The sequence below is a fragment of the Pseudomonas simiae genome (assembly GCF_900111895.1).
In the GTDB taxonomy this organism is placed as follows: Bacteria; Pseudomonadota; Gammaproteobacteria; order Pseudomonadales; family Pseudomonadaceae; genus Aquipseudomonas; species Aquipseudomonas simiae.
The window spans coordinates 397,343-423,665 of sequence record NZ_FOKB01000001.1 but is presented as its reverse complement, the minus strand read 5'-3'; the positions used below and the strand labels follow the sequence as shown (position 1 = coordinate 423,665).

Genomic DNA, 26,323 nt, shown 5'->3' with positions numbered 1-26,323 from the left:
AGACGTGGTTCACACCTAACAAGAAAGCATAAGATTAGTTCGCCTTCTCATTTGACAATCATTATCATTCAGCATAATTTGTTGCCCGATGTGTAGGAGGCCTCAGCAAGGACGCCCTCCCCTGACTTCTTTTGCGACAAGGTGATTTCCATGACGGAACAAGTATCCACAGGCAGGTGCGACTCACCGCTTCTCCAGGCATTCGTCGATAATCGGCTGATCCTGGTGAAGATCGCGGCACGTATTACCGGCTGCCGCTCCCGTGCCGAAGACGTAGTGCAGGACGCCTACTTCCGGCTGCAGTCGGCGCCGACGATCACGTCATCGTTCAAGGCTCAATTGAGTTATCTGTTCCAGATCGTGCGCAACCTGGCGATCGATCACTACCGCAAGCAGGCCCTGGAGCTCAAATACTCCGGGACGGAAGAGGAAGGCTTGAATGTGGTTATTCACGGCGCTTCACCGGAAACCTCGCACATCAATTTCAACACCCTGGAAAACATCGCCGACGCCCTGACGGAGCTGCCGCAACGCACCCGCTACGCGTTCGAGATGTACCGCCTGCACGGCGTGCCGCAAAAGGACATCGCCAAGGAACTTGGCGTATCGCCGACCCTGGTGAACTTCATGATCCGGGATGCGCTGGTGCACTGCCGCAAAGTGTCGGGCAGCCATAGCGATACGTTTGCACGTAGGGTGTGACACACCGCTGTAGGAAATGTGGGAGCAGGCCTGCTCCCACACTCAGGGTACCGCCGTCACATCAATGCGGTACGGCTCGAAAATCTTCAGCATCTCGCCATCATCACGCAAGCGTTTGAGCAATGCGGAAAAGGCCTCCCCCGTGATCGGTGCTTTCGGGCGCAGTAGCGCGAAGTGGTGATACACCTGGTCGATGCGCTCCGACACCAGGAACTGCCCCGCCATCTCCGCATTGCGCACCATAAAGTCACTCAAGTACGAACGGGTCACCAAGGCAATGTCGGCACGCCCGCGCGCAACCATCAGCAGGTTGCTGTCATGGGAGTAGGTCAACGTGGCGTTGAAGTGCTCCGCCATGTACTTGGGGTCGGGGTTGAAGTTGGCGAAGGCGTAGTGATAACCGCTGAATACCGCCAGGCGTTTGCCCTTGAGGTCAGCGAAATAGCTTTGGTCGCGACCGGCCTCACGTTGGGCGACAAAAATCTCTGCGTCTTCCAGGCCCATATCGACCGTGGTGTGGGGAATCTTCTGCCAGCCCCAGTCAGGGTTTTCGAAGATGGCCATATCCACCCGGCCCTGCTCGAAATCGCGAAAACGTCGCGGGATAGAGGTGGGCACCAGTACAAATTGGTAGTCGGTTTGCGAGGCGTTCAGGGCCTCGACCAGTTGCGGCAGCAACCCGGTATCGGCACCCTGCTCGGGGCGCACGGTGTAGGGCGGGAAATGTGCCGCGCCGATGCGGACCAGTTGCGCAGCCGAAGCCTGCCCCCACCACGCGGTGCCCAGTGCCCAAAAGGTAAGTCCTGCAGCCAGCCGCCATGGCGAAAACATCAAGGCACACACCGTTCAAAAACGCTAATGGCGATAAGCTAGGCGTTTTCGTCTGGCGAGACAACTTTCCATCGGCAAATTAATAGCTTGCACCTCAATCGGCTTTCAGAACCATTAACAGGGCTTCTTCGGCCAACTGCTCAAGCGTCAGGCTGCCCTCGGCGCGGAACCAAGTGGTGGTCCAGGACAAGGCACCGGTGAGGAAACGCCGGGTAATAAATACATCGCCCCGGATATAGCCGGCGTCCTTGGCCTCACCCAGTACCTGCAGCCAGATCGCCTCATACACATCACGCAGGGCCAGCACCTGGGCCTGGCCTTCGGCCGACAGCGAACGCCATTCGTAGACCAGCACCGCCATGGCCTCGCCGCTGCCGCCCATGATCGACTGCAATTCACAGCGAATCAGCGCCAATACACGCTCACGCACGTTGCTGGCTTCCTCAAGGGAAGCGCGCATCATCGCGGTGTTGTAATGGATGGTTTCTTCCATCACCGCGCGCAAGATCTCGTCCTTGCTCTTGAAGTGATGAAAGATGCTGCCGGACTGGATGCCCACGGCGCTGGCCAGGTCGCGCACCGTCGTGCGCTCGAAGCCCTTGTTGCGAAACAGGTGGGCCGCGGTCTGCAGCAGCTTGCCCCGGGCGCTGTCGGGGTCGGTCAGTTGGCCGGCTTCAACCATGGTGCGCATCACCCGCAGGGCTTTATGCTCATCCATGCCTCTCTCCTCTACTTCCACGGACGTCTTGGCCGGCAATTTAGGCCGTGGCGGCCACCCAAGCAAGCGCTTGGCTAAAACTTGTGACTGGCGTTTACAAACCAAGCGCTTGCTTGGTAGTCTCGCCCACAGCCATTCGAGGAAGGATTTCTCATGAGCAAGACAGTTCGTATCGGCTGTGCCAGCGCCTTCTGGGGCGACACCTGCACCGCCGCTGCCCAGTTGGTGCACGGCGGCAAGCTGGATTACCTGGTGTTCGACTACCTGGCGGAAGTCACCCTGTCGATCCTCGCCGGCGCGCGCATGAAAGATCCCCAGGCGGGCTACGCGACGGATTTTGTCGAAGTGCTCACGCCCTTGCTGGCGGATATCCAGCGCCAGGGCATTCGTGTGATCAGCAATGCCGGCGGTATCCATCCCCAGGCCTGCGCCGCCGCCCTGCAAGCGGCCTGCGACAAAGCAGGTATCAAACTGAACATCGCCGTGCTGCTGGGCGATGACCTGCTCCCCCAACTCAAGCAACTGCACGGCATCACGGACATGTTCAACGGCACGCCGTTGCCACCGGTGTGCGTGTCCGCCAACGCCTACCTCGGCGCACCGGGCATTACCCAGGCACTGGCACTGGGCGCGGATATCGTCATCACAGGTCGCGTGGTGGACAGCGCCGTGGTCAGCGCGGCGCTGGTGCATGAGTTCAACTGGTCCTGGCAAGACTACGACCGCCTCGCCCAAGCCGCATTGGCCGGGCATATCATCGAATGCGGCGCACAGTGTACCGGCGGTAATTTCACCGATTGGCGCGATGTGCCGGACTACGAACACATCGGTTTTCCCATCGTAGAAGTCGGCGCCGACGGGCAGTTCACCGTCGGCAAGGTCGACGGCACGGGCGGGTTGATCAGCGAACTCAGCGTGGCCGAGCAGTTGCTGTATGAGATCGGTGACCCGCGGGCCTATCTGCTGCCCGATGTGATCTGCGACTTCAGCCAGGTCAAGTTGCAGCAGCAAGGCAAAAACTGTGTGCGCCTGCACGGCGCCAGGGGCTTGCCGCCCACCGATCAGTACAAGGTCAGCGCCACCTACCCGGACGGCTTCCGCTGCACCGCCAGTTGCCTGATCGCCGGGATCGATGCGGTGGCAAAGGCCGAGCGGGTCAGCCAGGCCATCATCCACAAGACCTCGGAACTGTTCAGCCAACGCGGTTGGGCGCCCTACACCGAGGTGAATATCGAACTGCTCGGCAGTGAAGCGACCTATGGCGCCCACGCGAAGCGTCAGGACTGCCGCGAAGTGGTGGTGAAACTGGCGGTGCGTCACCCGAGCAAACAGGCATTGGTGCTGTTCGCACGTGAGATCGCTCAAGCCGCCACCGGCATGGCGCCGGGCCTGACCGGCATCGTGGGCGGACGGCCAACCGTGTACCCGTTGATCCGGCTGTTTTCATTCCTGATCGATAAATCCGCCTGCCAGCTGTTGATCGACTTGCAGGACAAACGCCACACCTGCTCCCTGCCGGTTGCCGACGCCCCCGCCCTGCCCGATGCACCGATTGACCCACCCAAGCCCCGAGGCCGCGCCGACGCCAGCGTCCCTCTGGTGAAACTGGCCGTGGCGCGTTCCGGCGACAAGGGCAACCACAGCAACATCGGCGTGATCGCCCGCGACCCCGAGTACTTGCCCTGGATCGCCGAAGCGCTGACCCCGGAAGTGATCGTCGACTGGATGGGCCATGTGCTGGACCCCGTTCACGGTCGCGTCGAGCGCTGGTATTTACCCGGCAGCCACAGCCTCAACTTCCTGCTGGAAAACGCCTTGGGCGGCGGCGGCATCGCCAGCCTGCGCATCGACCCGCAGGGCAAAGCCTTCGCCCAGCAACTGCTGGAAATCCCCATCGCCGTGCCGCAACACATCGCAGATTCACTCACCTGACAGGAGCGTTGCCGTGGCCTTCGACTCGATCTTCAAAGCCAACCTGTTCCACGGGCACACCGTGATGGTCACCGGCGGTGGCAGCGGTATTGGCCGCTGTACCGCCCATGAGTTGGCGGCCTTGGGTGCCAAGGTGATCCTGGTGGGACGCAAGCCGGAAAAGCTGCAAAACGTCGCGATCGAGATCGCCGAAGATGGCGGCAGCGCCGCGTGGCAGGCGTGCGACATTCGCGATGAAGAGGCCGTAAAGGCGCTGGTCAAACACATCATTCATGCCCACGGCCCGATCCACGGCCTGGTCAATAATGCGGGGGGCCAATATCCGTCACCGCTGGCGGCGATCAACCAAAAAGGCTTCGAAACCGTAATCCGCACCAACCTCGTCGGCGGCTTCCTGGTGGCGCGGGAAGTGTTCAACCAATCCATGAGCAAGCATGGCGGCGCCATCGTCAACATGCTCGCGGACATGTGGGGGGGCATGCCCGGCATGGGCCACTCGGGTGCGGCGCGCGCGGGCATGGACAACTTCACCAAGACCGCCGCCTTCGAATGGGGTTACGCCGGGGTACGGGTCAATGCCGTGGCGCCGGGCTGGATCGCCTCCAGCGGCATGGACACCTACGAAGGCGCGTTCAAGGCGGTGATCCCGACCTTGCGCGAACACGTGCCGCTCAAGCGCATCGGCACCGAATCGGAAGTCAGCGCGGCCATCGTGTTCCTGCTCAGCCCCGCCGCCGCCTTCATCAGTGGCAGCACTTTGCGCATCGACGGTGCGGCCAGCCTGGGCAGCCGCGCCTGGCCGTTGCACAAGGCGCAGGCACCGAGCGAACCCTTCAATGGCTTTCACCGTGCCTACCTGCCGGATGTGCTCAAGGCGGAGAAATAGACCATGCCGGTAATCGAGTCCTTGATCGACACCCACCACGCCCAGTTCGCGCAAAATCGCGAGGCCATGCTGGCGGCCATCGCCCACCTTCACCAGTTGGAACACACCCTGCTCGCCAAGGCTCAGGAAGCCAAGCCCAAGTTCGACAAGCGCGGCCAACTGCTGCCCCGCGAGCGTCTCGCCCTGTTGCTGGACCCCGGCGCGCCGTTCCTGGAACTGGCCAGCCTGGCCGGCTACAAGCTGCACGACGACAAGGATGGCAGCGCCGCCGGCGGTGGGTTGATCGCCGGCATCGGCTACGTCAGGGGCGTGCGCATGCTGGTGGTGGCCAATAACAGCGCGATCAAGGGCGGCACCATTTCCCCCACCGGCCTGAAGAAATCTCTGCGCCTGCAACACATCGCGATGGAGAACAAACTGCCCGTGGTGACCCTGGCCGAAAGCGGCGGCGCCAACCTCAACTACGCCGCCGAGATTTTCGTCGAGGGCGCGCGCAGCTTCGCCAACCAGGCGCGCATGTCGGCCATGGGTTTGCCGCAGATCACCGTGGTGCATGGCTCGGCCACGGCGGGCGGTGCCTATCAGCCGGGGCTGTCGGATTACGTGGTGGTGGTGCGTGGCCGGGCCAAACTGTTCCTCGCGGGCCCGCCGCTGCTCAAGGCCGCAACCGGCGAAGTGGCCACCGATGAAGAACTGGGCGGCGCAGAGATGCACGCACACACCGCCGGCACCGCCGAATACCTGGCGGAAAATGACGCCGACGGTGTGCGCATCGCACGGGACATCGTCGGCCTGTTGCCCTGGAATGATCACCTGCCAATGGTGCCAAACCGTGCTTACGCAGAACCCCTGTATCCCATCGAAGAACTGCTGGGCCTGATCCCTGACGACCCGAAGAAACCCTACGACGTCCGCGAAATCCTCGCGCGCCTGGCCGACGGCTCCCGCTTCCTTGAATTCAAAGGCGAGTTCGACGCCCACACCGTCTGCGGCCACCTGCACATCCAAGGCCACGCCGTCGGGGTGATCGGCAACAACGGCCCGATCACGCCCAAGGGCGCGACCAAGGCCGCACACTTTATCCAACTGTGCGACCAAAGCCGCACGCCGCTGCTGTTCTTGCACAACACCACTGGCTTCATGGTCGGCACCGAGTCAGAGCAGCAAGGCGTGATCAAGCACGGCGCGAAGATGATCCAGGCGGTGGCCAATGCACGAGTGCCTAAACTCACGATTGTGGTGGGCGGCTCCTACGGCGCCGGCAACTATGCAATGTGCGGCCGCGGCCTGGACCCGCGCTTTATCTTCGCCTGGCCCAACAGCCGCACGGCGGTGATGGGCGGTGCGCAGGCGGGCAAAGTGCTGCGCATCGTCACTGAGGCCAAGCAGTTGAAGGACGGCCTGGTGCCGGACCCCAAGGTGCTGGACATGCTGGAGCAGGTCACCGCACAGAAGCTCGACAGCCAATCCACCGCGCTTTATGGCAGTGCCAATTTGTGGGACGACGGGCTGATTGATCCACGGGATACACGGACCTTGCTGGGCTTTCTGCTGGATATCTGCCACGAGGCGCAGGTGCGTGAGTTGCAAGCCAATACCTTCGGTGTAGCGCGTTTTTAGGAGAACAATAAAAATGATCTTTACCCAAGAACACCAGGCACTGCGCCGCACCGTCCGCGCCTTCGTCGACCGTGAGATCAACCCCCATGTGGACGCATGGGAAAAAGCCGGACGCTTTCCCATCCATGAGATCTTCCGCAAGGCTGGCGACCTCGGTCTGCTGGGCATTTCCAAGCCGGAGAAATTCGGTGGCATGGGCCTGGACTACAGCTATTCCATCGTCGCCGCCGAAGAGTTCGGCACCATTCGCTGCGGCGGCATTCCCATGTCCATCGGCGTGCAGACCGACATGTGCACCCCCGCCCTCGCCCGCTTCGGCAGCGATGAACTGCGCGACGAATTCCTGCGTCCGGCCATCAGCGGCGAGCAGGTCGGCTGCATCGGCGTCTCGGAAACCGGCGCCGGCTCCGACGTGGCCGGGCTCAAGACCCATGCGCGCAAGGACGGCGACGACTACGTGATCAACGGCAGCAAAATGTGGATCACCAACTCACCCAGCGCCGACTTCATCTGCCTGCTGGCCAACACTTCCGACGACAAACCGCACATCAACAAGTCGCTGATCATGGTGCCGATGAACACCCCCGGCATCAGCGTCAGCCCGCCCCTGGAAAAGCTTGGCATGCACAGCTCCGAGACCGCCCAGGTGTTCTTCGACGACGTGCGCGTGCCGCAGCGCAACCGCATCGGCCATGAAGGCGCGGGGTTCATGATGCAGATGCTGCAGTTCCAGGAAGAACGCCTGTTTGGCGCGGCCAATATGATCAAGGGCCTGGAGCACTGCATCGACAGCACCATCGACTACTGCAAAGAACGCCAGACCTTCGGCAAGGCGCTGATCGATAACCAGGTCATTCACTTTCGCTTGGCTGAGCTCTCCACCGAAATCGAATGCCTGCGCGCGCTGGTCTATCAGGCCACCGAGCAATACATCAAAGGCCAGGACGTCACCCGCCTGGCCTCCATGGCCAAGCTCAAGGCCGGGCGCCTGGGCCGCGAAGTCAGCGACAGTTGCCTGCAATACTGGGGCGGCATGGGCTTTATGTGGGACAACCCCGTGGCCCGCGCTTATCGCGATGTGCGCCTGGTGTCGATCGGCGGCGGCGCCGACGAAATCATGCTGGGCATCATCTGCAAACTGATGGGCACCTTGCCGGGGAAAAAATCATGAAGACCTTGCTGCTGGAACCGCACAACGGCGTGTTGCACATCACCCTCAACCGCCCTGAAAGCCGCAATGCGATGAGCCTGGAAATGGTCAATGAACTGCGCAGCGTGATGGCGAAGTTGGACAGCCAGACGCGGGCGGTGGTGATCAGCGGTTCAGGCGGGCATTTTTGCGCCGGGGCGGACGTGAAGGATCTCGTCACCGCGGGTAGCCAACTACAGGCACTGAACCGGGCGTTTGGCACCTTGCTGCAGGAAGTGGAAAGCGTGCCGCAAGTCGTGATCGCGGTGCTGCAAGGCGCGGTGCTGGGCGGGGGGTTTGGATTGGCGTGTGTGAGTGATATCGCGATAGCCGATCACCAGGCGCAATTCGGATTGCCGGAGACCAGCCTGGGATTATTACCAGCGCAGATTGCGCCGTTTGTGGTCAAGCGGATTGGCCTGACCCAGGCTCGACGGTTGGCGCTGACGGCAGCTCGGTTTGATGGCGTGGAAGCTGAACGATTGGGGGTGGTGCATTTTACCGAGCGCGACCCGCAGGCGCTGGCAGAGCGGTTGGATGAGGTACTGGGACACGTGCTGCGCTGCGCACCAGGCGCGAATGGACGGACCAAATCCCTGTTGCTGGCGAGTGTGGATGAGCCGCTTGAGGCTGTGCTGGACCGAGGGGCGCAGTGGTTTGCCGAGGCGGTAAGGAGCGAAGAAGGGATTGAGGGGACGCAGGCGTTTGTGCAGAAAAGAAAGCCTCGGTGGTGTAAGTGACGCCATCGCGAGCAAGCCAGCTCCCACAGTGCAGAGGTGCGAACACCTACAACTGTGGGGGCTGGCTTGCCTGCGATGAGGCCCGCTCAAACACCCCATCAGCCAAGGGATACACCCATGCCCGCATTCAGCAAAATCCTGATCGCCAACCGCGGTGAAATCGCCTGCCGCATCCAGCGCACCGCCCAGGCCCTTGGCTATCGCACGGTGGCGGTCTACAGCGATGCCGACGCCCAGGCCCTGCACGTACAGATGGCCGACGAAGCCGTGCACATCGGCCCCGCCCCGGTCCAACAGTCATACCTCAATATCGACGCCATCCTCAACGCTGCCAGAGTCACCAGCGCCGATGCCATCCACCCCGGCTACGGCTTCCTCTCCGAAAACCCCGACTTCGCCCGCGCCTGCCAGCAAGCCGGCCTGACCTTTATCGGTCCCAGCCCCGAAGCCATCGAACTGATGGGCAGCAAACGCCTGTCCAAACTCGCCATGCTCGACGCGGGCGTGCCGTGCATCGCCGGTTACCAAGGCAGCGCCCAGGACGACAGCACCCTGCAACGGGAAGCCGACGCCATCGGCTACCCCTTGATGATCAAAGCCAGCGCCGGCGGTGGCGGTCGCGGCATGCGCCTCGTCCAGCACCCAGAAGAGCTGCTGGACAACCTGCACACCGCCCGCTCAGAGGCCAAAAACGCCTTCGGCAGCGGCGAACTGATCCTCGAACAAGCCCTGATCGACCCGCGCCACGTCGAAATCCAGCTGTTCGGCGACAGCCACGGCCACCTCATTTACCTCGGCGAGCGCGACTGCTCGATCCAGCGCCGCCATCAGAAAATCATCGAGGAAGCCCCCTGCCCGGTCATGACGCCCGAACTGCGCCAGGCCATGGGCGAAGCCGCTTTGAACGCCGGGCGTGCGGTGAACTACGTCGGCGCCGGCACCGTGGAATTCCTGCTCGACCGCAACGGCCGATTCTACTTCCTGGAAATGAACACGCGTCTGCAAGTGGAACACCCGGTGACCGAACTGATCACCGGCCTCGACCTGGTGGACTGGCAGTTGCAAATCGCCGCCGGCCAACCATTGCCGCTGACACAGCCGGACGTCTCCCTCAACGGCCACGCCATGGAAGTGCGCCTGTACGCCGAAGACCCGGCCCAGGGTTTCCTGCCGCAAACCGGTGAGGTGTTGCGCTGGGATCCGGCCGCTGGCGTGCGTATCGACCATGGAGTGACGGAAGGCCAACGCATCAGCCCGTTCTACGACCCGATGCTGGGCAAAATCATTGCCTATGGCGCGACCCGCGAAGAGGCGCGACGCAAATTGCTACGGGCGGTGGAAGATACGGTGCTGCTCGGGGTCACCACCAATCAGCCGTTGCTGGTTGATCTGCTCAAGCATCCGGACTTTGTCGGCGGCGATTTCAGTACCGGATTTATTGCTGAGCACTTCAGCGAAATCCAGCCCCTGACGCCGTCAGCAGAACACCTTGCCCTGGCCGCCGCACTGTTTTACCAGCACAGCGCCAACCAGCATCCCCAAGGCCTGGCGGGATGGCGCAACAACACCAGCGCACCCTGCACCTATCGCCTGGAGGTCAACGGCGACACCCACACCGTCAACGCTGCCCCCCTGCCTCTCACCACCGACGGCCGCCACGCCAACCACGTGTTCAATGGCATCCGCCGCCGCACCGCCTATCACCTCGTCGGCAACCAACTGTGGCTACCTGGCCTCACGGTGACTGACCGCACCCAGCAAGTCGCCAGCCGCCAGGCCAACGTCAGCAGCGGCACGGTCAAGGCGCCGATGGACGGTGCAATTGTCGATGTGCGGGTCAGCGCCGGCGACAGCGTGACCAAAGGCCAACTGTTGCTGGTGCTCGAAGCCATGAAAATGGAGCATCCGTTGACGGCCGGTATCGACGGTGTGATCAAGGGCGTGCAAGTAATCGCCGGTGATCAGGTGCGCAATCGTCAAGTTTTACTGGAGATCGTCTAGCCCCTAGGCGGAACTACAGGGCCGGGCTACGCTCTATCCCCATCAGAAAGGGAAGAGTACGGGAACCTGCACGATGCCTCATTGGCTGATTATTGACCTTGAAGCCACAACGGATGAAGGCGGCTGGCCCGTGACGGAGATGGAAGTCATCGAGATCGGCGCGAGCCTGGTCAACCGCCAGGGCCGCGAACTGGATCACTTCCAGCGCTTTGTGCGGCCGCTGCGCCGGCCATTGCTAACGCCCTTTTGTCGCCAACTGACCCACATCACCCAGGCAAACATTGATGGCGCGGCGCCGATGACCGAGGTGTGGCCGCTATTCGAGCGCTGGCTGGGCCAGCATCAGCCGCGCCTGGAAGGCTGGGCCAGCTGGGGTGATTACGATCGTAAGCAACTGGAACTCGAATGGCAGCGCCACGGCCTGTCCAGCGCACTCGCGACCACGCCCCACCTAAACCTCAAGCAGCGCTTCGCCAAGGCCAGGCGCCTGGACAAGCCCCTGGGGCTCAACGGCGCCCTGCAATTGGCGGGGTTGCAGTTCCATGGCCAACAGCATCGGGCGCTGGAGGATGCACGCAACACCGCGCGCCTGCTGCCGTTGATTTTGCCGGTCTAGGCAGCTCCACTGGCCTTGGGCATACTGGACGCCCTTTTTGGTGATGCTTACCTGTAGGAGCGAGCTTGCTCGCGAAGAACGTCAACGCTAAAGCGGGTGATCTGATTAAACGCGGTGCCTGGGCGTTCTTCGCGAGCAAGCTCGCTCCTACAATAAAAGCATCAACCCCTTTTCCGAGGAATCGCCCATGTTCAAAGTCAACGAGTACTTCGACGGCACCGTCAAGTCGATCGCTTTCGGCACCGCAGAAGGTCCGGCGACCATCGGCGTAATGGCCCCCGGCGAATACGAGTTCGGCACCGCCCAGCGTGAGATCATGCACGTGGTGTCTGGCGCCCTGACCGTCAAACTGCCTGATGCCAGCGAGTGGGAAACCTTCGCCGCCGGCAGCCAGTTCAACGTGCCCGCCAACAGCAAGTTCCAGCTGAAGGTCGCCGTGGACACCGCTTACCTGTGCGAATACCGCGGCTAAGGGTTTCCCGGAAGCAAAAAAAAGCCCGTCTCGCAGGAGACGGGCTTTTTTTATGCGTGAGGAAAGTTACTCCAGGATCGTCACCGGCATCCCGACTTCCAGGCGCCCGATACCGTCGTTGACCAGGTTCTGGCCGAAAATCGCGCCGGCTTCGGTCTTGCGATATGCCTCAAGCGTGGCGAAAGGTTCGCGGTCAGCGCTGCGCTCGCCAGTCTGCGGGTCGATGGTGGTGAGGATGCAGCGCGAGCACGGCTTGACCGCACGAAACTCCACGTCGCCGATGCGCAAGCGTTTCCAGCCATCTTCGGCGAAGGCTGCGCTGCCCTCAATGACCAGGTTGGGCCGAAAGCGCAACATGTCCATGGGGCGGCCGATGCGCTGTGAAAGGTCGTCCAGTGACGCCTGACCGATCACCAGCAGCGGGTAACCGTCGGCAAACGCGACCTGGTCGTCGTCCTTGCCGTAACCGGCCTGAGTGGTGCGGGCGCGTTCGAGGGGGATTTGCACCAGGCGCGTCGGTTTGCCGATGAAATCGCTGACCCACGCGGCCGCCGCGTCGCCCGCGTCCGGCACGCGCAAGGTGTCGCGCCAGATCGTCACACCCCGCAACTCGGCGTCGCTGCCGGGCAGCGCCACGTCCAGCGGCGTGTAACCCGGCGAACTCAAGGTGAGGCCGCCGCTGCGGTTCCACAACGCCGACAGTTGGCTCATCTTTGCCACGGCACGCTGCGTGAGGAAACGTCCACTGGCTTCATCCACCAGCATCCAGCGTCGGTCCCCGTCCACCCCGAGTTTATCCAGGCCGACGTGCTGCAGTATTTCGGCCTTGCCGGACTTCAAGGGGTAACGGTACAACGCGCTGAGACGAAGCATGAGCCTGCATTCCTGAGGGACAAAGCCATCACCCTAAGGTCAAGCGGGCACTTCGTCCAGCATCAGACGCTGACGCACCACATCCACCAGCTTGTCGGGCTGGAATTTGGACAGGAAGTTGTCGCAGCCGACCTTCTTCACCATCGAATCGTTGAAACTGCCCGACAGCGAGGTGTGCAGCACCACATACAAGCCACGCAGACGCGGGTCGTTGCGGATCTCCGTGGTGAGGCGGTAACCGTCCATCTCGGGCATTTCGGCGTCGGTGAAGATCATCAGCAGCTTGTCGGTCATCACCTGGCCGCTGTCGGCCCAGGCCTTGAGCATGTTCAGCGCCTTGAGACCGTCGCTGGCGATGTGCATCTTCACCCCCAACTGGCCGAGTGTGTCGCGCAGTTGCGAGAGGGCCACGTTGGAATCGTCTACCAGCAGCACTTCGCGGCCACGGGCACGCTCCAGCACCGGATCTTCGAGTTTTTCACGGGAGACCTTGGCGTTGTACGGCACGATCTCGGCCAGGACTTTTTCCACGTCGATGATTTCCACCAACTGGTCGTCGACCTTGCTGATGGCCGTGAGGTAATGCTGGCGACCGGCACTGGTCGGTGGCGGCAGGATGGCTTCCCAGTTCATGTTGACGATGCGGTCCACGCCGCCCACCAGGAACGCCTGCACCGAGCGGTTGTACTCGGTGACGATAATGGTGCTGTTGGGGCCCGGCACCAGCGGGCGCATCCCAATGGCCTGGGACAGGTCAATCACCGGCAGGGTCTGGCCCCGCAGGTTGACCACGCCACAGACGAACGGGTGGCGCTGCGGCATCAAGGTCAACTTGGGCAGTTGCAGGACTTCCTGCACCTTGAACACGTTGATCGCGAACAACTGACGCCCGAACAGGCGGAACATGAGGATTTCCAGGCGATTCTCACCCACCAGTTGCGTGCGTTGATCTACCGTGTCGAGAATGCCGGCCATTAAATGCTCCTGATGCGCTAAAGGTTGTGCAGCTCACTTACAGCTTGTTATCGGCGGCAAGCGCCAGACCTTGACCCTTGTAAAATGCCACGTAAATCCATTGATGTCACACTGACATCATGGTTTACTGCGCTGGCCTCTCCAGAGAGCGGCACGGCGACGTTGCACGACATTCAATTCGGTGCAAGGTTCCGCCATGTAAGGGATTCCCCTACGCACAATCAGGCCCAACCTGATATTCGCAATATCTAATAGCCATTAATGTGACGCCATTCTCAATGCATGAATGGAGTCAGGCTTTTGTTTGCCATCCCAAGCCCTCGGCCCACAGGCCTTCTAGACATTCAAATGTCGGCAATTGAAGGTGTGCAATTGACCCCGTTCATGACGGCCGCGCACAGCCCTCGCCGTCACTCTAATAATCTTCCTACTGACAATTCAGAAGCAACCTACAGATCCCAGTCATATTTCAGCGCTACTTTTAAGCCATTCACCCGGTGCGACATCTCATCACCCGACCTTATGTTGCGGAGACTTGTATGATGAACAGCGCAAATGAATGGCAGACAACTCTTCCTGAATTTTTGCTTGAAGCAGAAACCCTGCTGGCCAAGTCGCAAGAGTGCTTGAGCCATCTGCACCTGATCCGCGACGACAGCGATGCCATCGAGTGCATGAAGGCCAGCCTGACGAAACTGGCCGAGAAGGCTGACAACCTGGCCCTGCAGGCGATCAGCGAATTTTCCCGGCATATCCACTACCTGATTGCCAATGCTGCCAGCCCGATGCAACTGCATGATCAGGCGCTGGATGCCTTGCACGCGTGCCTGACGCTACTGGCATGGCAGCTTGAACTGATCGATGCCCGCACCGGCGAACTGGGTATGGATGAGAGTGAGCAAGCAACCCTGATTGCTACTGTCACGCTACAGATTCCGCAAAAAGACTTCAGCTATAAACCGCAGCAGCGGATGCACCACGCGTCTTGAGCGAATATCAGGTCGTGTTTAACCGGAAGTTATCTGAAAACGACATCCCCATTAATTCAAGGGCATTTCGTTGCGCAGAAAAAGATATCAATTAGCCATTAATGGTAATAACGATACAAACAAACAGAAATAATATAACGCCCCTACTCCATGAACTCTGGGAATACCGCCCGGAGCATTTGCGCAGTTAATACCCCTTGCCTGGCACGGCACCAGGCGACCAACGGTAATAGTGGTGGTACTATGCCCCACTCGAAGTGACTCAACTTCATCATGCATAAAAACGATTCGATTACACGGTCCAAACAGAGCCCTGTCAGCCGCCGTGACCGGACTTTCCGCAGCGAACCTTCATTGGCTCCATCCGCTATGTACGCCTCCCTCAAGACACTCATCGCAAGGTCCGCGTCCCGCAGCAATGCACGCCGTTTGATCCTCGCGCTGTGCCTTGGCTCGCTGCTGCTGAGCCTGTGGGCCTACCATTTTTCCGCGGCCTTGCCGCTGCTGGTGATGCTCAACCTGACCACACTGGTGGTGGTCGGCCTGCAACAGTGGCACTCGCGCAAAGCCATCAAGTTCCAGCCCCAGGAACTGGCCGATCGCCTGTTGCAAGTGCAGGAAAACGAACGCCACCGCCTCAGTCGCGAACTGCATGACGACATCGGCCAACTGCTCACTGCCGCCAAGCTGCAAAGCGAATGGCTCAAGCGCCGCCTGCCCGAAGACCTACAAAGCCAGTGCACGGTGCTGTGCAACACCCTCAATGAAACCCTGGCCAAGGTGCGTGACGTCTCCGCCATCCTCAACCCGCGCCAGTTGGCCAGCCTGGGCCTGGAAGCCAGCCTGCGGGCGCACCTGCTCAAAACCCTTGAAAACACGCAGGTGTGCTGGAGCCTGGAATGCCAGCAACGGCTGACCGGCATCCCGGAAGAAATGGCCGTGGCAGCCTTTCGCATTACCCAGGAAGCGGTGACCAACATGCTGCGCCACGCCCAGGCGCGCAATCTGCTGGTACGCCTGCAACGCCTGCCTGAGGGCCTGTCACTGTTTATCAGCGATGACGGCCAGGGCTTTTCGCCAGCCATCGACCCGGGCCTGGAAGGCCAACGAGGTATGGCCGGTATGTCAGAGCGGATTGATCAGCTTGGCGGTTCATTATCCGTCAGCAGCCAGCCAGGCAAAGGGACACGGATCGACGCGCTTTTCCCCTGGGCGCCCCGCGCCCTCGAACGGGCCAGTTCCCCTAAGGTTCTCGAGTGACCTGCACATTACTCCTGGTGGATGACCATGCACTGATCCGGGCCGGCGTACGCGCGCTGGTCCAGGACATTCCTGGTTACACGGTGGTCGGCGAAGCCAGCGATGGCGCGCAATTACTGGAGCGGTTCAGCGCCCTGTTGCCCGATATCGTGCTGCTGGACCTGTCGATGAAACACACCGGCGGCCTGGATGCCCTGCAGCAACTCAAGCGCGCCTACCCCAAGAGCCGCGTGCTGATCCTGTCGATGCACACCGACCCGGAACTGATCATGTGCGCGCTGGAATCCGGCGCCCACGGCTACCTGCTCAAGGACACCACCGCCAACGAGCTGGAACACGCGCTCCTGGCCCTGCGCAACAACGAGCGCTATCTGAGCCCGGCGATTGCCCACACGGTGATCAACCAGGCGCTGGTGCGCAGCCAGGGTCCAACCCCGCCCGCGGGTCATAGCCACAACCTCACGGCGCGGCAGCTGGAAATTCTGCGCCTGATCGTACGCGGCAAGTCTACCCGGGAAATCGCCCACGGCCTGGGCCTGAGCATCAAGACCGTGGAAGCGCACCGCTCGCAGATCATGAAGCGCCTGCAGATTTTCGACGTGGCGGGCCTGGTGTTATTTGCGGTGCGCGAGCAGATCATCAGCCTGGACGACTAACGGCGAATCCACCGGCAGGTGCACACGCAAGGCCTTGGGCAAGGCCTCGAAGTGCAGGTCATCGCCCTCCAGCGGCTCGCCATCCAGGTTGATGTACAGGCCCTGCGCGACCTTGATATTCACCCATGGCAGGCGCGCCCGCACAAACATGGTGTCCAGGCCCCAGCCATTGCTCATCAGTTCTCGCAGAGTACCGACCACTTCCTGAGGCGCGGGCAGGATGCTGACATCCAGCAAGCCATCATCGGCCATGGCGCCTGGACATAGCTCATGCCCACCGCCCGCCTGGCGACCGTTGCCGATGCCCAGGGCGAGCAACTCGCCTTTCCAATGGAAGTCGGGGCCGTCCAGCTCGGCGTAGGCAGCCTTTAGCTCGCTGAACCGCGTCAAACCCGTGAACAGGTAGGCGGCGCCGCCCAGGACCTTCTTCAAGTCTTCAGAGGTATTGGCCGTGACTTGGCTGCCGAAACCGCCGGTGGCCATGTTGAGGAAGATTTGCCCGCCGACCTGGCCAAGGTCAATGGCCCTTGGCGGCACATCCAGCAGTGCCAGGGCCTGGGCGGGTTCCAGCGGCACACCGGCAGCCTTGGCGAAGTCGTTGGCGGTGCCCAGGGGCATCAACACCAGGCTGGCGTCAGTCTTGGCCTGGGCCATGGCTTCGGCCACATCACGCAAGGTACCGTCGCCGCCGCCGGCAATGATGTGGGTGTAGCCGTCGGCCAGGGCTTCGCTGACCAGACGTTGGGCATCGCCACCTTCCCAGGTGACCCGCACGGCCAGCTCCCCACCCTGCTCGCGCCGGGCCTGCACGGCGGAGCGTACGTCCTCGTTGAGGGCTTGCTTGCCGTGGAGGATCAACAGGGCTTTGGGGGTGGTCATGGGTGGGTTACTCCTGGATTCAAAGGTGCTCGGAAGATGTGGACCTTTGGCGAGGAAAAAAAAGCCATAGAATGGGAAAATAATTGGATGATTGAGTACATATCCGTTTTTTGGGTAACGGCTGCTTAGGGTTCCGCCCTTACGGCGGGTCACTTTTGGAAAAGAGCCTCAATACTCGGTGTGCCCGTAATCCGACAGTGATTTGGGGGGCGCCAAAGATCAAAAACAAAGCCAGAGCAGATTGATATCTACCTGATATAGGAGATCTAAATTGTGGGAGCGGGCTTGCTCGCGAAAGCGGTGGATCAGTTAGCGATGTAATCGCTGACACGCCGCCTTCGCGAGCAAGCCCGCTCCCACATTTGAAACTGAGACCGGCTTCCAGAAACCGGTCGGCTACTAGGCCGCCGCGCTTCTGCTTGTGATCTAAGGCGCCCCGTCAAACACGCTGGCCGAACGCAGGCTTTGGAGTGAGGGCACCACACCGAGCCGAGGCGAGGCGAGGTGCCGAGTGTTGGGGCGGAACCAATAGCAGCCGTTACCCAAATAATGGATATGTACTCAATCAGCTCTTATGCAACTTGCTCATCAATTGCGCCTCAGCCTGAGTCAACCCACACGACTGCGTCAGCTCATCCACCGTAGCCCCCATCCCCACCAGCTTGGCAGCCTGGGCAAACGAAAGACTCGAAGGATCCCGCTGCTCGATCTGCGCCAGCTTGTCCGGCAACGGCGCAAGAATCGCGCGCAGTTCATGCACCTCATCCCCCACCCTCACCGCACTCTGCTGGTAATGATCGACCCGCTTCACCAACTCAAGCACGCGCCGGTCACGCACAGCATCACGCTCAGCCTGCTGCAACAACCATTCGCGCTGCTGACGCACATAGCGCAACAGAAACGCCAAGGTCCCGGCCCACAACAGGGCCAGGACGATCACCGCAGCTTCAAGGAACAATCAGATGCTCTCCAGTTCCGACCATTCTTCTTCGCTCATCATCTTGTCCAGCTCAACCAGAATCAACAGTTCGTTGTTCTTGTTGCACACGCCCTGGATGAACTTGGCCGATTCCTCGTTGCCCACGTTCGGCGCGGTTTCCACTTCCGATTGGCGCAGGTAGACCACTTCCGCGACGCTGTCGACCATGATCCCGACCACTTGCTTGTCGGCTTCGATGATGACGATACGCGTGTTGTCGCTGACTTCGACCGTGCCCAGGCCAAAACGCTGGCGGGTGTCGATCACCGTCACCACGTTGCCGCGCAGGTTGATGATGCCCAGCACATAGCTTGGCGCACCGGGAACCGGAGCGATCTCGGTGTAGCGCAGCACTTCCTGCACGCGCATCACGTTAATACCGTAGGTTTCGTTGTCCAGTTTGAAGGTAACCCATTGCAGGATCGGATCATCCAAACCTTGTGCGGACGCTGACTTGTTCATATCTCTGACCCCTTCAAATGCCGATGTAGGCGGCGTGTGTACTTCTATTGGCCGCACGCGCGTGCGGCCCTTATTGTCCAATCAACTGCGTTTGTTCACTGGCATCGCCTTAACGGCACCGCTGGCGATCAACTCGGCCAGTTCGGCGACGTCGAGCAACGCGCACATATGTTCGATCACGGTGCCCGCCAGCCAAGGCCGTTGGCCTCGGTGGCTGCGCCATTTGATTTCGTTCGGGTCCAGGCGCAACGAGCGGCTGACTTGATGCACCGCCAACCCCCACTCGTAGCCCTGCACCGAGATCACGTATTGCAAGCCTTGGCGGAAGTCGTCGCGGTAGCGGTCGGGCATCACCCAGCGCGCGGTGTCCAGGACTTTCAGGTTGCCGGCCTGGCTGGGCAGGATGCCAAGAAACCACTCCGGTTGCCCGAACAACGGCGTCAGCTCCTGACCCTCCAGGGAGTAGATCGAGCCTAGGCACACCAGCGGAACTGCCAGGGTCAAGCCGGCGACGTCGAACAGCAGGCATTCGAACGGTTCGGCAGCCCAGCTCGGGCGGTCATCACCGGCCACCGGCGGCGGCGTGATGCTCGGCGGCAGGTGCACTTCCACCACTGGCTCGACCACGGCAGGGGCAACCACCACCGGCGCCACCTGCGGTGTCATCGGCACCACGCTTCGCGCATCCCGGGCTTGTTCTTCCAGCACCGCCAACTGGAATTCATCCAGTACGGCTTCTGGTTCAACAGCCGGTTCCAGTACCAGGATCGGTTCCGGAAATTCTTGCGCGGTCGCATCCTGCAACAAGGCATCCAGGTAGGATTCCAGTGCCAGTTGCGGCCGGGTCTTGAGTTCTACGGGACGGTTCATCACGCCACCTGCGCCACAAGTTGCTGCGACAGCAGGTGCTTGAGCAACGCACGGTAGGCCAGTACGCCGCGGCTTTTCGAGTCGAACTGCGACGGCGCGAGGCCCGCACGGCTGGCATCACGCAGGCGCGTGTCCACCGGGATGTAGCCGTTCCAGATGGTGTCCGGGTAGGCATCGCGTAACACGCGCAGGGTGCCGAGGGAGGCCTGGGTACGACGGTCGAACAAGGTCGGCACGATGCTGAACGGCAGCGCCTGTTTGCGCGAACGGTTGATCATCGCCAGGGTGCTGACCATGCGCTCCAGGCCTTTGACGGCCAAGTGCTCGGTTTGCACCGGGATCACCAACTGCTGGCTCGCCGCCAAGGCATTGACCATCAACACCCCAAGCAGCGGCGGGCTGTCGATGATCGCGTAGTCGAAGTCCTGCCACAGTTGCGCCAGGGTCTTGGCGATCACCAGACCCAACCCGCTCTGCCCCGGCGACTGGCGCTCAAGGGTGGCGAGGGCGGTGCTGGACGGCAGCAGGGAAATGCTTTCGTTACTGGTGGGCAGCAGCAGTTGCCCAGGCAAATCGGCCGGTACGCTGCCTTTGTGCAGGAACAGGTCGTAGTTGCTGTGTTCCAGCGCGTCCGGGTCATAGCCGAAATAGCTGGTCATGGAGCCATGGGGGTCCAGGTCCACCACAACCACGCGCTTGCCCGCCTCGGCCAGCAAGCCGGCTAAGGCGATAGAAGTGGTGGTCTTGCCGACTCCACCTTTTTGATTGGCAACTGCCCAGACTCTCATTCGGTTGGTTCCTCCCGGCAGGCACAGGCGCGACCGAGACATTGCATAGGGTTATTGAGCCGGCGACGGAGAATTGACGGCGCTCTGACGAACCGGCGGTTTTACAGGGGGCGGTGCAGTTTGTGTGCCAGCCCGCTTCAAGGCCGCATCCGGTGTTGCATTGGCGGTGCCGGTGCCAGTCAGGCTGCGACGCACATCCAGGTTGCGCGACACCACCAGCACCACCCGACGGTTCTTCGCGCGGCCCTCTGCCGTCGCGTTATTGGCCACCGGCTGGAACTCGCCATAGCCCACCGACGCCAGGCGTCCAGGGTTTATGCCCTGCATCGCCAACATGCGCACGATGCTTGAAGCGCGCGCCGAGGACAGCTCCCAGTTGGTCGGGTACTGCGCGGTGCTGATCGGGAAATTGTCGGTGAAGCCTTCGACATGGATCGGGTTTTCAAACGGCTTGAGGATCGCCGCCACCTTGTCGATGATGGTAAACGCCTGGTCGCTCGGCAACGCATCGGCGCTGGCAAACAGCAGGCTGGAATTGAGCTCGATCTCCACCCACAACTCGTTGCCGCGCACGGTCATCTGGTTGGAACTGATCAGGTCGCCAAACGCTGCGCTGATGTCATCGGCGATGCTTTTCAGCGGATCACTGGTGCCACCCACCCCGGCAGCGGTTTCATCGCTGTCGTTGACCAGCGGCTTGGCCGGGGTCACGGTCTTGGGTCGCTCCTCGCCGATGGGAATGGCCTTGAGCGAGCGATCGGCGTCGTTGAACACGCCGATCAAGGCCTGGGAAATGACCTTGTACTTGCCTTCGTTGATCGACGAGATGGAGTACATCACCACGAAAAAGGCGAACAGCAGGGTAATGAAGTCCGCGTAGGACACCAGCCACCGCTCATGGTTGACGTGTTCTTCAGGCTCGCGACGGCGACGGCTCACAATGCATACCTCCCATCAATCCATGAAGCCCTGGAGCTTCAATTCGATGGAGCGCGGGTTCTCGCCCTCGGCAATCGACAAAATACCTTCCAACAACATTTCGCGGTAACGCGACTGGCGCATGGCGATCGACTTGAGTTTGCTCGCCACCGGCAACAACACCAGGTTGGCACTGGCTACGCCGTAGATGGTGGCGACAAACGCCACGGCAATACCGCTGCCCAGTTGCGAAGGGTCGGCCAGGTTGCCCATCACGTGGATCAGGCCCATCACCGCACCGATGATGCCGATGGTCGGCGCATAACCGCCCATGCTTTCAAAGACTTTGGCGGCGTTGATGTCGCGGCTTTCCTGGGTATAAAAATCCACTTCCAGGATGCTGCGGATCGCTTCCGGCTCGGCCCCGTCCACCAGCAATTGCAGGCCTTTGCGCGCGTAGCTGTCCGGCTCGGCATCGGCCACGCCTTCCAGCCCCAGCAGGCCTTCCTTGCGCGCGGTGAGACTCCAGTTGACTACACGGTCGATGCCGCCCGGCAGGTCGACACGTGGCGGGAAGATGATCCACACCAGAATCTGCATGGCACGCTTGAACGAGCTCAGGGGCGATTGCAACAACGCAGCACCCACGGTGCCACCGATCACGATCAGCGCCGCCGGGCCGTTGGCCAGGGCGCCGAGGTGGCCGCCTTCAAGGTAGTTGCCGCCAATGATCGCGACAAACGCCATGATGATGCCGATCAGGCTCAGGACATCCATCAGAGGCAGGCCTCCACCAGATGCTTGCCGATGTCGTCCAGGCTGTAGACAGCGTCAGCCAGGTCGGCCTTGACGATGGCCATGGGCATGCCGTAGATCACGCAGCTGGCTTCGTCCTGGGCCCAGATGGCGCTGCCGCCTTGCTTGAGCAGGCGCGCGCCTTCACGGCCGTCGGCGCCCATGCCGGTAAGCACCACCGCCAGAACTTTGTCGCCGTAGGACTTGGCCGCCGATCCGAAGGTGATATCCACGCATGGCTTGTAGTTCAGACGCTCGTCACCCGGCAGGATTTTGATCGCGCCGCGGCCGTCCACCATCATCTGCTTGCCACCCGGCGCCAGCAGCGCCAGACCCGGACGCAGGATGTCGCCATCCTCGGCTTCCTTGACGCTGATGCGGCACAGTTTGTCCAGGCGCTCGGCAAAGGCCTTGGTGAACGCAGCGGGCATGTGCTGGATCAGAACGATCGGCGCCGGGAAGTTGGCCGGCAACTGGGTCAATACGCGTTGCAGGGCAACCGGGCCGCCCGTGGACGTACCGATGGCGACCAGCTTATAGGCTTTGCGCTTGGGTGCAGGCGAATACGCCGCCGCAGGTGCAGCCGTACGTACCGGCGGCGCCGCAGGCCGTGTAACCGGCGCAGGCGCCGGGCGACTATACGAAGAACTGGTGGGAGCAGCAGGCGCAGCAACGGGTGCTGGCGCAGGCGCACTGAACAGGCTACGACGGTTACTGCGCGAAATGCTGTGCACCTTCTCGCACAGCATCTGCTTGACCTTCTCGGGGTTGCGCGAGATGTCTTCGAAATTCTTCGGCAGAAAATCCACCGCGCCGGCGTCCAGCGCATCCAGGGTGACCCGGGCGCCTTCGTGAGTCAGCGAGGAGAACATCAACACCGGGGTCGGGCAACGTTGCATGATGTGCCGGACTGCCGTGATGCCATCCATCATTGGCATCTCGTAGTCCATGGTGATCACGTCCGGTTTCAACGCAATGGCTTGATCAATCGCCTCTTTGCCGTTGGTGGCCGTACCGACCACCTGGATGCTTGGATCGGCGGAAAGAATTTCCGAGACGCGGCGACGGAAGAAACCCGAATCGTCCACCACCAGGACCTTGACTGCCATAAACACTCCGTTAGGCGGGGCGGGCACTACCGCCCTGCCCCACCAGAATCAAATACGCCGAGCGGCGTAACGCTTGAGCATGCTCGGAACATCGAGAATCAGCGCGATCCGGCCGTCACCGGTAATGGTCGCACCCGACATGCCCGGGGTTCCCTGCAGCATTTTGCCCAAAGGCTTGATGACCACTTCTTCCTGGCCCACCAGTTGATCGACCACGAAGCCGATGCGCTGGGTGCCCACCGAAAGAATCACCACATGGCCTTCGCGCTGCTCTTCATGCTTGGCCGATGCCACCAGCCAGCGCTTGAGGTAGAACAGTGGCAATGCCTTGTCGCGCACGATCACCACTTCCTGGCCGTCCACCACATTGGTGCGCGACAGGTCGAGGTGGAAGATCTCGTTGACGTTGACCAGCGGGAAAGCGAAGGCCTGGTTGCCCAGCATCACCATCAGGGTCGGCATGATCGCCAAGGTCAACGGCACCTTGATGACGATCTTCGAGCCCTGGCCCTTGGTCGAGTAGATGTTGATCGAGCCGTTGAGCTGGCTGATCTTGGTCTTCACCACGTCCATGCCGACGCCACGGCCGGACACGTCGGAAATCTCGGTCTTGGTCGAGAAGCCCGGGGCGAAGATCAGGTTGTAGCACTCGCTATCGGTCAGGCGGTCGGCGGCGTCCTTGTCCATCACGCCACGCTTGACCGCGATATTGCGCAATATCGCCGGGTCCATGCCCTTGCCGTCGTCAGTGATCGACAACAGGATGTGGTCGCCCTCTTGCTCCGCCGCCAGGATCACTTTGCCGTTGCGGGACTTGCCCGAGGCTTCGCGTTCTTCCGGGGTTTCCACACCGTGGTCGACAGCGTTGCGCACCAAGTGGACCAGCGGGTCGGCCAGGGCCTCGACAAGGTTCTTGTCGAGGTCGGTTTCTTCACCCACCAGTTCCAGGTTGATTTCTTTCTTCAACTGGCGTGCCAGGTCACGAACCAGGCGCGGGAAGCGGCCGAAGACTTTCTTGATCGGCTGCATCCGGGTTTTCATCACGGCGGTCTGCAGGTCGGCGGTCACCACGTCGAGGTTCGACACGGCCTTTTGCATGGCTTCATCGCCGCTGCTCAGGCCCAGGCGCACCAGGCGGTTACGCACCAGTACCAGTTCGCCGACCATGTTCATGATGTCGTCCAGGCGTGCGGTATCAACGCGCACGGTGGTTTCGGCTTCACTGGCGGGTTTATCGGCAACCGGTGCGGCGGCGGCACGTGCCGGAGCAGGTGCGGCAGCCGGCGCAGGCTTGGCCGCTGGTGCAGGGGCAGGCGCTGCAGCTTTGGCGGCAACCGGAGCAGCCGTGGCAACCGTCGCCGCTGGGGCCACTTCGCTGAACTTGCCCTTGCCGTGCAGTTCGTCCAGCAGCGATTCGAACTCATGATCGGAGATCAGGCCGTCGCCGGCCGGTGCTGCACTGGCCGCAGCAGGCGCTGCGGCCGTGGCGGCGACTTCCGGCAAGGCGTCGGCCACGAAGGTGCCCTTGCCGTGCAGTTGGTCGAGCAACGCTTCGAATTCGTCGTCGGTGATATCGGTGTTGGCATTGGCGGTCGGTGCTGCCGGCGCTTCCGACACAGCGGCGGGTGTCACGGCGTCGGCCGCGAACTGGCCTTTGCCATGCAACTGGTCAAGCAGGGATTCGAACTCAGCGTCAGTGATGTCTTCGCTGGTTGGCGCGGCAACAGCCGCAGCCGGTGCTTCTGCCTCGGCCTTCACGGCACTGAGGGAGTTGAGCAACTGCTCGAATTCGCTGTCGGTCACATCCGGCTCGGCCTCAGCCACTGGCTCGGGTGCTGCTTCTGCTACCGGCGCAGCCGACAGGTCGGCGGGCTCCGCATAACGTGCCAGCGCAGCCAACAGTTCCGGAGTGGCCGCGGTGATCGGGGCACGTTCGCGGACTTCGCTGAACATGCCGTTGACCGCATCCAGTGCTTCGAGAATCACGTCCATCAATTCCGAATCAACGTGACGCTCACCCTTGCGCAGGATGTCGAACACGTTCTCGGCAATGTGGCAGCATTCCACCAGCTCATGGAGCTGGAGGAAGCCGGCGCCCCCTTTTACAGTGTGAAAACCGCGAAAAATTGCATTGAGCAGGTTCGCATCATCCGGTCGGCTTTCCAGCTCGACCAGTTGCTCGGACAACTGCTCTAAAATTTCGCCGGCCTCTACAAGGAAATCCTGAAGGATTTCTTCATCGGCGCCGAAGCTCATGTGGGTGCTCCTTAGAAGCCTAAACTGGATAACAGGTCATCAACATCATCTTGACCCGATACAACGTCTTCACGTTTATCGGCATGAATCTGCGGACCTTCACCCTTGGCGAGATGTTTTTTTGGATCTTTTTCCGAGAGGATCGCTTCGCGGTCATGTTCAATGCCGGCAAAACGGTCAACCTGGCCTGCCATAAGCACCAATTTGAGCAAGTTGCTTTCCACTTCGGTGACCAACTGGGTCACACGCTTGATCACCTGACCGGTGAGGTCCTGGTAATCCTGGGCGAGCAGAATGTCGTTGAGGTTGCTGGAAACCGTGCGGTTTTCCTGCTCGCTGCGTGACAAGAACCCTTCGACCCGACGCGCCAACTCACGAAACTCTTCAGCGCCGACTTCGCGGCGCATGAAACGGCCCCAGTCGTTGCTCAGGGCCTGGGCTTCGTTGGCCATACCGTTGACCAGAGGCGTGGCGTTTTCCACCAGGTCCATGGTGCGGTTGGCCGCTGCCTCAGTCAGCCTGACCACATAGGACAGGCGTTCGGTGGCATCAGTGATCTGCGAGATTTCCTCAGCCTGGGGCATGTGTGGGTCAATCTGGAAATTGACGATCGCACTGTGCAGCTCGCGTGTGAGCTTGCCCACTTCCTGGTACAGGCCGCGATCACGGGTCTGGTTGAGCTCATGGATCAACTGCACCGCGTCGCCGAACTGACCTTTTTCAAGGCTTTCGACCAACTGGTGAGCATGCTTTTTCAGGGTCGACTCGAAGTCGGCCTGCGATGATTCTTTATGCTCCATAGCTCCC

The 26,323-nt window shown here is 61.3% G+C and carries 26 protein-coding genes and 1 pseudogene; 13 read left to right on the top strand and 14 right to left on the bottom strand.

The window, feature by feature from the left end; translation table 11 throughout:
- Positions 1–150 precede the first annotated feature (150 nt).
- Complete coding sequence (locus BMZ57_RS01965; protein WP_005789991.1) at positions 151–702, top strand: RNA polymerase factor sigma-70; 552 nt, start codon at positions 151–153, stop codon at positions 700–702.
- A 42-nt stretch (positions 703–744) separates the two neighbouring features.
- Here the strand turns inward: BMZ57_RS01965 and BMZ57_RS01960 are convergent, their stop codons facing one another.
- Together BMZ57_RS01960 and BMZ57_RS01955 are read right to left on the bottom strand one after the other, a co-directional pair.
- Positions 745–1,533 (bottom strand): substrate-binding periplasmic protein, encoded by a 789-nt coding sequence (locus BMZ57_RS01960; protein WP_010208806.1) that lies wholly within the window; start codon positions 1,531–1,533, stop codon positions 745–747.
- A 94-nt stretch (positions 1,534–1,627) separates the two neighbouring features.
- Positions 1,628–2,251 (bottom strand): TetR/AcrR family transcriptional regulator, encoded by a 624-nt coding sequence (locus tag BMZ57_RS01955; protein ID WP_010208805.1) that lies wholly within the window; start codon positions 2,249–2,251, stop codon positions 1,628–1,630.
- Between the two features lie 153 nt (positions 2,252–2,404).
- Here BMZ57_RS01955 and BMZ57_RS01950 point away from each other — a divergent pair, with 153 nt between their 5' ends.
- The 9 genes and pseudogenes from BMZ57_RS01950 to ppnP all read left to right on the top strand — a co-directional run bounded on the left by BMZ57_RS01950 (position 2,405) and on the right by ppnP (position 11,707).
- On the top strand, positions 2,405–4,183 hold the full coding sequence (locus BMZ57_RS01950) for an acyclic terpene utilization AtuA family protein (protein ID WP_010208804.1): 1,779 nt from the start codon (positions 2,405–2,407) through the stop codon (positions 4,181–4,183).
- A gap of 13 nt (positions 4,184–4,196) precedes the next feature.
- Entirely contained in the window at positions 4,197–5,069 is an 873-nt protein-coding gene (locus BMZ57_RS01945; protein WP_010208802.1) for an SDR family oxidoreductase, read from the top strand.
- 3 nt (positions 5,070–5,072) lie between these two features.
- Positions 5,073–6,689 carry a geranyl-CoA carboxylase subunit beta gene (gene atuC, locus BMZ57_RS01940; RefSeq protein ID WP_042571859.1) on the top strand — a complete coding sequence of 539 codons (1,617 nt, stop codon included), beginning with the start codon at positions 5,073–5,075 and terminating at the stop codon, positions 6,687–6,689.
- Positions 6,690–6,702: 13 nt separating this feature from the next.
- A complete protein-coding gene (atuD, locus tag BMZ57_RS01935; RefSeq protein WP_010208800.1) occupies positions 6,703–7,860 on the top strand; it encodes a citronellyl-CoA dehydrogenase in 1,158 nt (385 codons plus the stop codon).
- Complete coding sequence (locus tag BMZ57_RS01930; protein ID WP_044287598.1) at positions 7,857–8,618, top strand: enoyl-CoA hydratase/isomerase family protein; 762 nt, start codon at positions 7,857–7,859, stop codon at positions 8,616–8,618. The genes atuD and BMZ57_RS01930 overlap by 4 nt, the downstream gene beginning before the upstream one ends.
- 117 nt (positions 8,619–8,735) lie before the next feature.
- Positions 8,736–10,619, top strand: coding sequence for an acetyl-CoA carboxylase biotin carboxylase subunit (locus BMZ57_RS01925; protein WP_042571860.1), 1,884 nt, complete (start codon positions 8,736–8,738; stop codon positions 10,617–10,619).
- Positions 10,620–10,692: 73 nt separating this feature from the next.
- Positions 10,693–11,235 carry a 3'-5' exonuclease gene (locus BMZ57_RS01920; RefSeq protein WP_010208797.1) on the top strand — a complete coding sequence of 181 codons (543 nt, stop codon included), beginning with the start codon at positions 10,693–10,695 and terminating at the stop codon, positions 11,233–11,235.
- A 65-nt stretch (positions 11,236–11,300) separates the two neighbouring features.
- Positions 11,301–11,390, top strand: a pseudogene (locus tag BMZ57_RS30090) (outer membrane lipoprotein carrier protein LolA); the annotation flags it as partial.
- A gap of 32 nt (positions 11,391–11,422) precedes the next feature.
- Complete coding sequence (gene ppnP, locus BMZ57_RS01915) at positions 11,423–11,707, top strand: pyrimidine/purine nucleoside phosphorylase (protein WP_010208796.1); 285 nt, start codon at positions 11,423–11,425, stop codon at positions 11,705–11,707.
- Positions 11,708–11,773: 66 nt separating this feature from the next.
- On the opposite strand, the gene BMZ57_RS01910 is transcribed toward ppnP, so the two are convergent.
- Both BMZ57_RS01910 and BMZ57_RS01905 read right to left on the bottom strand, forming a co-directional pair.
- Complete coding sequence (locus BMZ57_RS01910; protein ID WP_010208795.1) at positions 11,774–12,580, bottom strand: MOSC domain-containing protein; 807 nt, start codon at positions 12,578–12,580, stop codon at positions 11,774–11,776.
- Positions 12,581–12,619: 39 nt separating this feature from the next.
- Positions 12,620–13,555, bottom strand: a complete 936-nt coding sequence (locus tag BMZ57_RS01905) for a chemotaxis protein CheV (RefSeq protein WP_010208794.1) — start codon at positions 13,553–13,555, stop codon at positions 12,620–12,622.
- Positions 13,556–14,094: 539 nt separating this feature from the next.
- Between BMZ57_RS01905 and BMZ57_RS01900 the strand changes: the two genes are divergently transcribed.
- From BMZ57_RS01900 to BMZ57_RS01890, 3 genes are all read left to right on the top strand, one after another.
- Positions 14,095–14,544, top strand: a complete 450-nt coding sequence (locus BMZ57_RS01900; RefSeq protein ID WP_021490826.1) for a hypothetical protein — start codon at positions 14,095–14,097, stop codon at positions 14,542–14,544.
- Between the two features lie 369 nt (positions 14,545–14,913).
- The gene (locus BMZ57_RS01895; RefSeq protein WP_069673210.1) at positions 14,914–15,804 is read left to right on the top strand and encodes a sensor histidine kinase; all 891 of its coding nucleotides are present in this window, start codon (positions 14,914–14,916) and stop codon (positions 15,802–15,804) included.
- Complete coding sequence (locus BMZ57_RS01890; protein WP_010208790.1) at positions 15,801–16,460, top strand: response regulator transcription factor; 660 nt, start codon at positions 15,801–15,803, stop codon at positions 16,458–16,460. Before BMZ57_RS01895 ends, BMZ57_RS01890 begins: the two co-directional genes overlap by 4 nt.
- Here the strand turns inward: BMZ57_RS01890 and yegS are convergent.
- The 10 genes from yegS to BMZ57_RS01840 all read right to left on the bottom strand — a co-directional run bounded on the left by yegS (position 16,419) and on the right by BMZ57_RS01840 (position 26,316).
- Entirely contained in the window at positions 16,419–17,339 is a 921-nt protein-coding gene (gene yegS, locus BMZ57_RS01885) for a lipid kinase YegS (RefSeq protein WP_010208787.1), read from the bottom strand. The two genes, BMZ57_RS01890 and yegS, sit on opposite strands and share 42 nt — an antisense overlap.
- Positions 17,340–17,904: 565 nt before the next feature.
- Positions 17,905–18,297, bottom strand: coding sequence for a DUF2802 domain-containing protein (locus tag BMZ57_RS01880; protein WP_010208786.1), 393 nt, complete (start codon positions 18,295–18,297; stop codon positions 17,905–17,907).
- Entirely contained in the window at positions 18,298–18,780 is a 483-nt protein-coding gene (locus BMZ57_RS01875) for a chemotaxis protein CheW (protein WP_010208785.1), read from the bottom strand.
- A gap of 81 nt (positions 18,781–18,861) precedes the next feature.
- Complete coding sequence (locus tag BMZ57_RS01870; RefSeq protein WP_010208784.1) at positions 18,862–19,650, bottom strand: CheW domain-containing protein; 789 nt, start codon at positions 19,648–19,650, stop codon at positions 18,862–18,864.
- A complete protein-coding gene (locus BMZ57_RS01865) occupies positions 19,650–20,438 on the bottom strand; it encodes a ParA family protein (protein ID WP_010208781.1) in 789 nt (262 codons plus the stop codon). The genes BMZ57_RS01870 and BMZ57_RS01865 overlap by 1 nt, the downstream gene beginning before the upstream one ends.
- Positions 20,439–20,489: 51 nt before the next feature.
- Positions 20,490–21,377, bottom strand: a complete 888-nt coding sequence (gene motD / locus BMZ57_RS01860) for a flagellar motor protein MotD (protein ID WP_010208779.1) — start codon at positions 21,375–21,377, stop codon at positions 20,490–20,492.
- Positions 21,378–21,392: 15 nt separating this feature from the next.
- Positions 21,393–22,133 (bottom strand): flagellar motor protein, encoded by a 741-nt coding sequence (locus tag BMZ57_RS01855; protein ID WP_010208778.1) that lies wholly within the window; start codon positions 22,131–22,133, stop codon positions 21,393–21,395.
- Positions 22,133–23,260 carry a protein-glutamate methylesterase/protein-glutamine glutaminase gene (locus tag BMZ57_RS01850; RefSeq protein ID WP_042571863.1) on the bottom strand — a complete coding sequence of 376 codons (1,128 nt, stop codon included), beginning with the start codon at positions 23,258–23,260 and terminating at the stop codon, positions 22,133–22,135. Before BMZ57_RS01850 ends, BMZ57_RS01855 begins: the two co-directional genes overlap by 1 nt.
- Positions 23,261–23,308: 48 nt before the next feature.
- Positions 23,309–25,516: a chemotaxis protein CheA gene (locus BMZ57_RS01845; RefSeq protein ID WP_010208773.1), complete on the bottom strand. Its 2,208-nt coding sequence runs from the start codon at positions 25,514–25,516 to the stop codon at positions 23,309–23,311.
- 11 nt (positions 25,517–25,527) lie between these two features.
- Complete coding sequence (locus BMZ57_RS01840; RefSeq protein ID WP_010208772.1) at positions 25,528–26,316, bottom strand: protein phosphatase CheZ; 789 nt, start codon at positions 26,314–26,316, stop codon at positions 25,528–25,530.
- Between the last annotated feature and the right edge of the window lie 7 nt (positions 26,317–26,323).

Bases quoted from the DNA above. Each gene is read 5' to 3' on its own strand.
- yegS (WP_010208787.1), bottom strand. From the start codon at position 17,339: ATGACCACCCCCAAAGCCCTGTTGATCCTCCACGGCAAGCAAGCCCTC.
- atuC (WP_042571859.1), top strand. From the start codon at position 5,073: ATGCCGGTAATCGAGTCCTTGATCGACACCCACCACGCCCAGTTCGCG.
- BMZ57_RS01900 (WP_021490826.1), top strand. From the start codon at position 14,095: ATGATGAACAGCGCAAATGAATGGCAGACAACTCTTCCTGAATTTTTG.
- BMZ57_RS01840 (WP_010208772.1), bottom strand. From the start codon at position 26,316: ATGGAGCATAAAGAATCATCGCAGGCCGACTTCGAGTCGACCCTGAAA.
- BMZ57_RS01910 (WP_010208795.1), bottom strand. From the start codon at position 12,580: ATGCTTCGTCTCAGCGCGTTGTACCGTTACCCCTTGAAGTCCGGCAAG.
- BMZ57_RS01875 (WP_010208785.1), bottom strand. From the start codon at position 18,780: ATGAACAAGTCAGCGTCCGCACAAGGTTTGGATGATCCGATCCTGCAA.
- BMZ57_RS01905 (WP_010208794.1), bottom strand. From the start codon at position 13,555: ATGGCCGGCATTCTCGACACGGTAGATCAACGCACGCAACTGGTGGGT.
- BMZ57_RS01855 (WP_010208778.1), bottom strand. From the start codon at position 22,133: ATGGATGTCCTGAGCCTGATCGGCATCATCATGGCGTTTGTCGCGATC.
- BMZ57_RS01920 (WP_010208797.1), top strand. From the start codon at position 10,693: ATGCCTCATTGGCTGATTATTGACCTTGAAGCCACAACGGATGAAGGC.
- atuD (WP_010208800.1), top strand. From the start codon at position 6,703: ATGATCTTTACCCAAGAACACCAGGCACTGCGCCGCACCGTCCGCGCC.
- BMZ57_RS01965 (WP_005789991.1), top strand. From the start codon at position 151: ATGACGGAACAAGTATCCACAGGCAGGTGCGACTCACCGCTTCTCCAG.
- BMZ57_RS01870 (WP_010208784.1), bottom strand. From the start codon at position 19,650: ATGAACCGTCCCGTAGAACTCAAGACCCGGCCGCAACTGGCACTGGAA.
- BMZ57_RS01950 (WP_010208804.1), top strand. From the start codon at position 2,405: ATGAGCAAGACAGTTCGTATCGGCTGTGCCAGCGCCTTCTGGGGCGAC.
- BMZ57_RS01955 (WP_010208805.1), bottom strand. From the start codon at position 2,251: ATGGATGAGCATAAAGCCCTGCGGGTGATGCGCACCATGGTTGAAGCC.
- BMZ57_RS01850 (WP_042571863.1), bottom strand. From the start codon at position 23,260: ATGGCAGTCAAGGTCCTGGTGGTGGACGATTCGGGTTTCTTCCGTCGC.
- BMZ57_RS01930 (WP_044287598.1), top strand. From the start codon at position 7,857: ATGAAGACCTTGCTGCTGGAACCGCACAACGGCGTGTTGCACATCACC.
- BMZ57_RS01925 (WP_042571860.1), top strand. From the start codon at position 8,736: ATGCCCGCATTCAGCAAAATCCTGATCGCCAACCGCGGTGAAATCGCC.
- BMZ57_RS01895 (WP_069673210.1), top strand. From the start codon at position 14,914: ATGTACGCCTCCCTCAAGACACTCATCGCAAGGTCCGCGTCCCGCAGC.
- ppnP (WP_010208796.1), top strand. From the start codon at position 11,423: ATGTTCAAAGTCAACGAGTACTTCGACGGCACCGTCAAGTCGATCGCT.
- BMZ57_RS01865 (WP_010208781.1), bottom strand. From the start codon at position 20,438: ATGAGAGTCTGGGCAGTTGCCAATCAAAAAGGTGGAGTCGGCAAGACC.
- BMZ57_RS01960 (WP_010208806.1), bottom strand. From the start codon at position 1,533: ATGTTTTCGCCATGGCGGCTGGCTGCAGGACTTACCTTTTGGGCACTG.
- BMZ57_RS01845 (WP_010208773.1), bottom strand. From the start codon at position 25,516: ATGAGCTTCGGCGCCGATGAAGAAATCCTTCAGGATTTCCTTGTAGAG.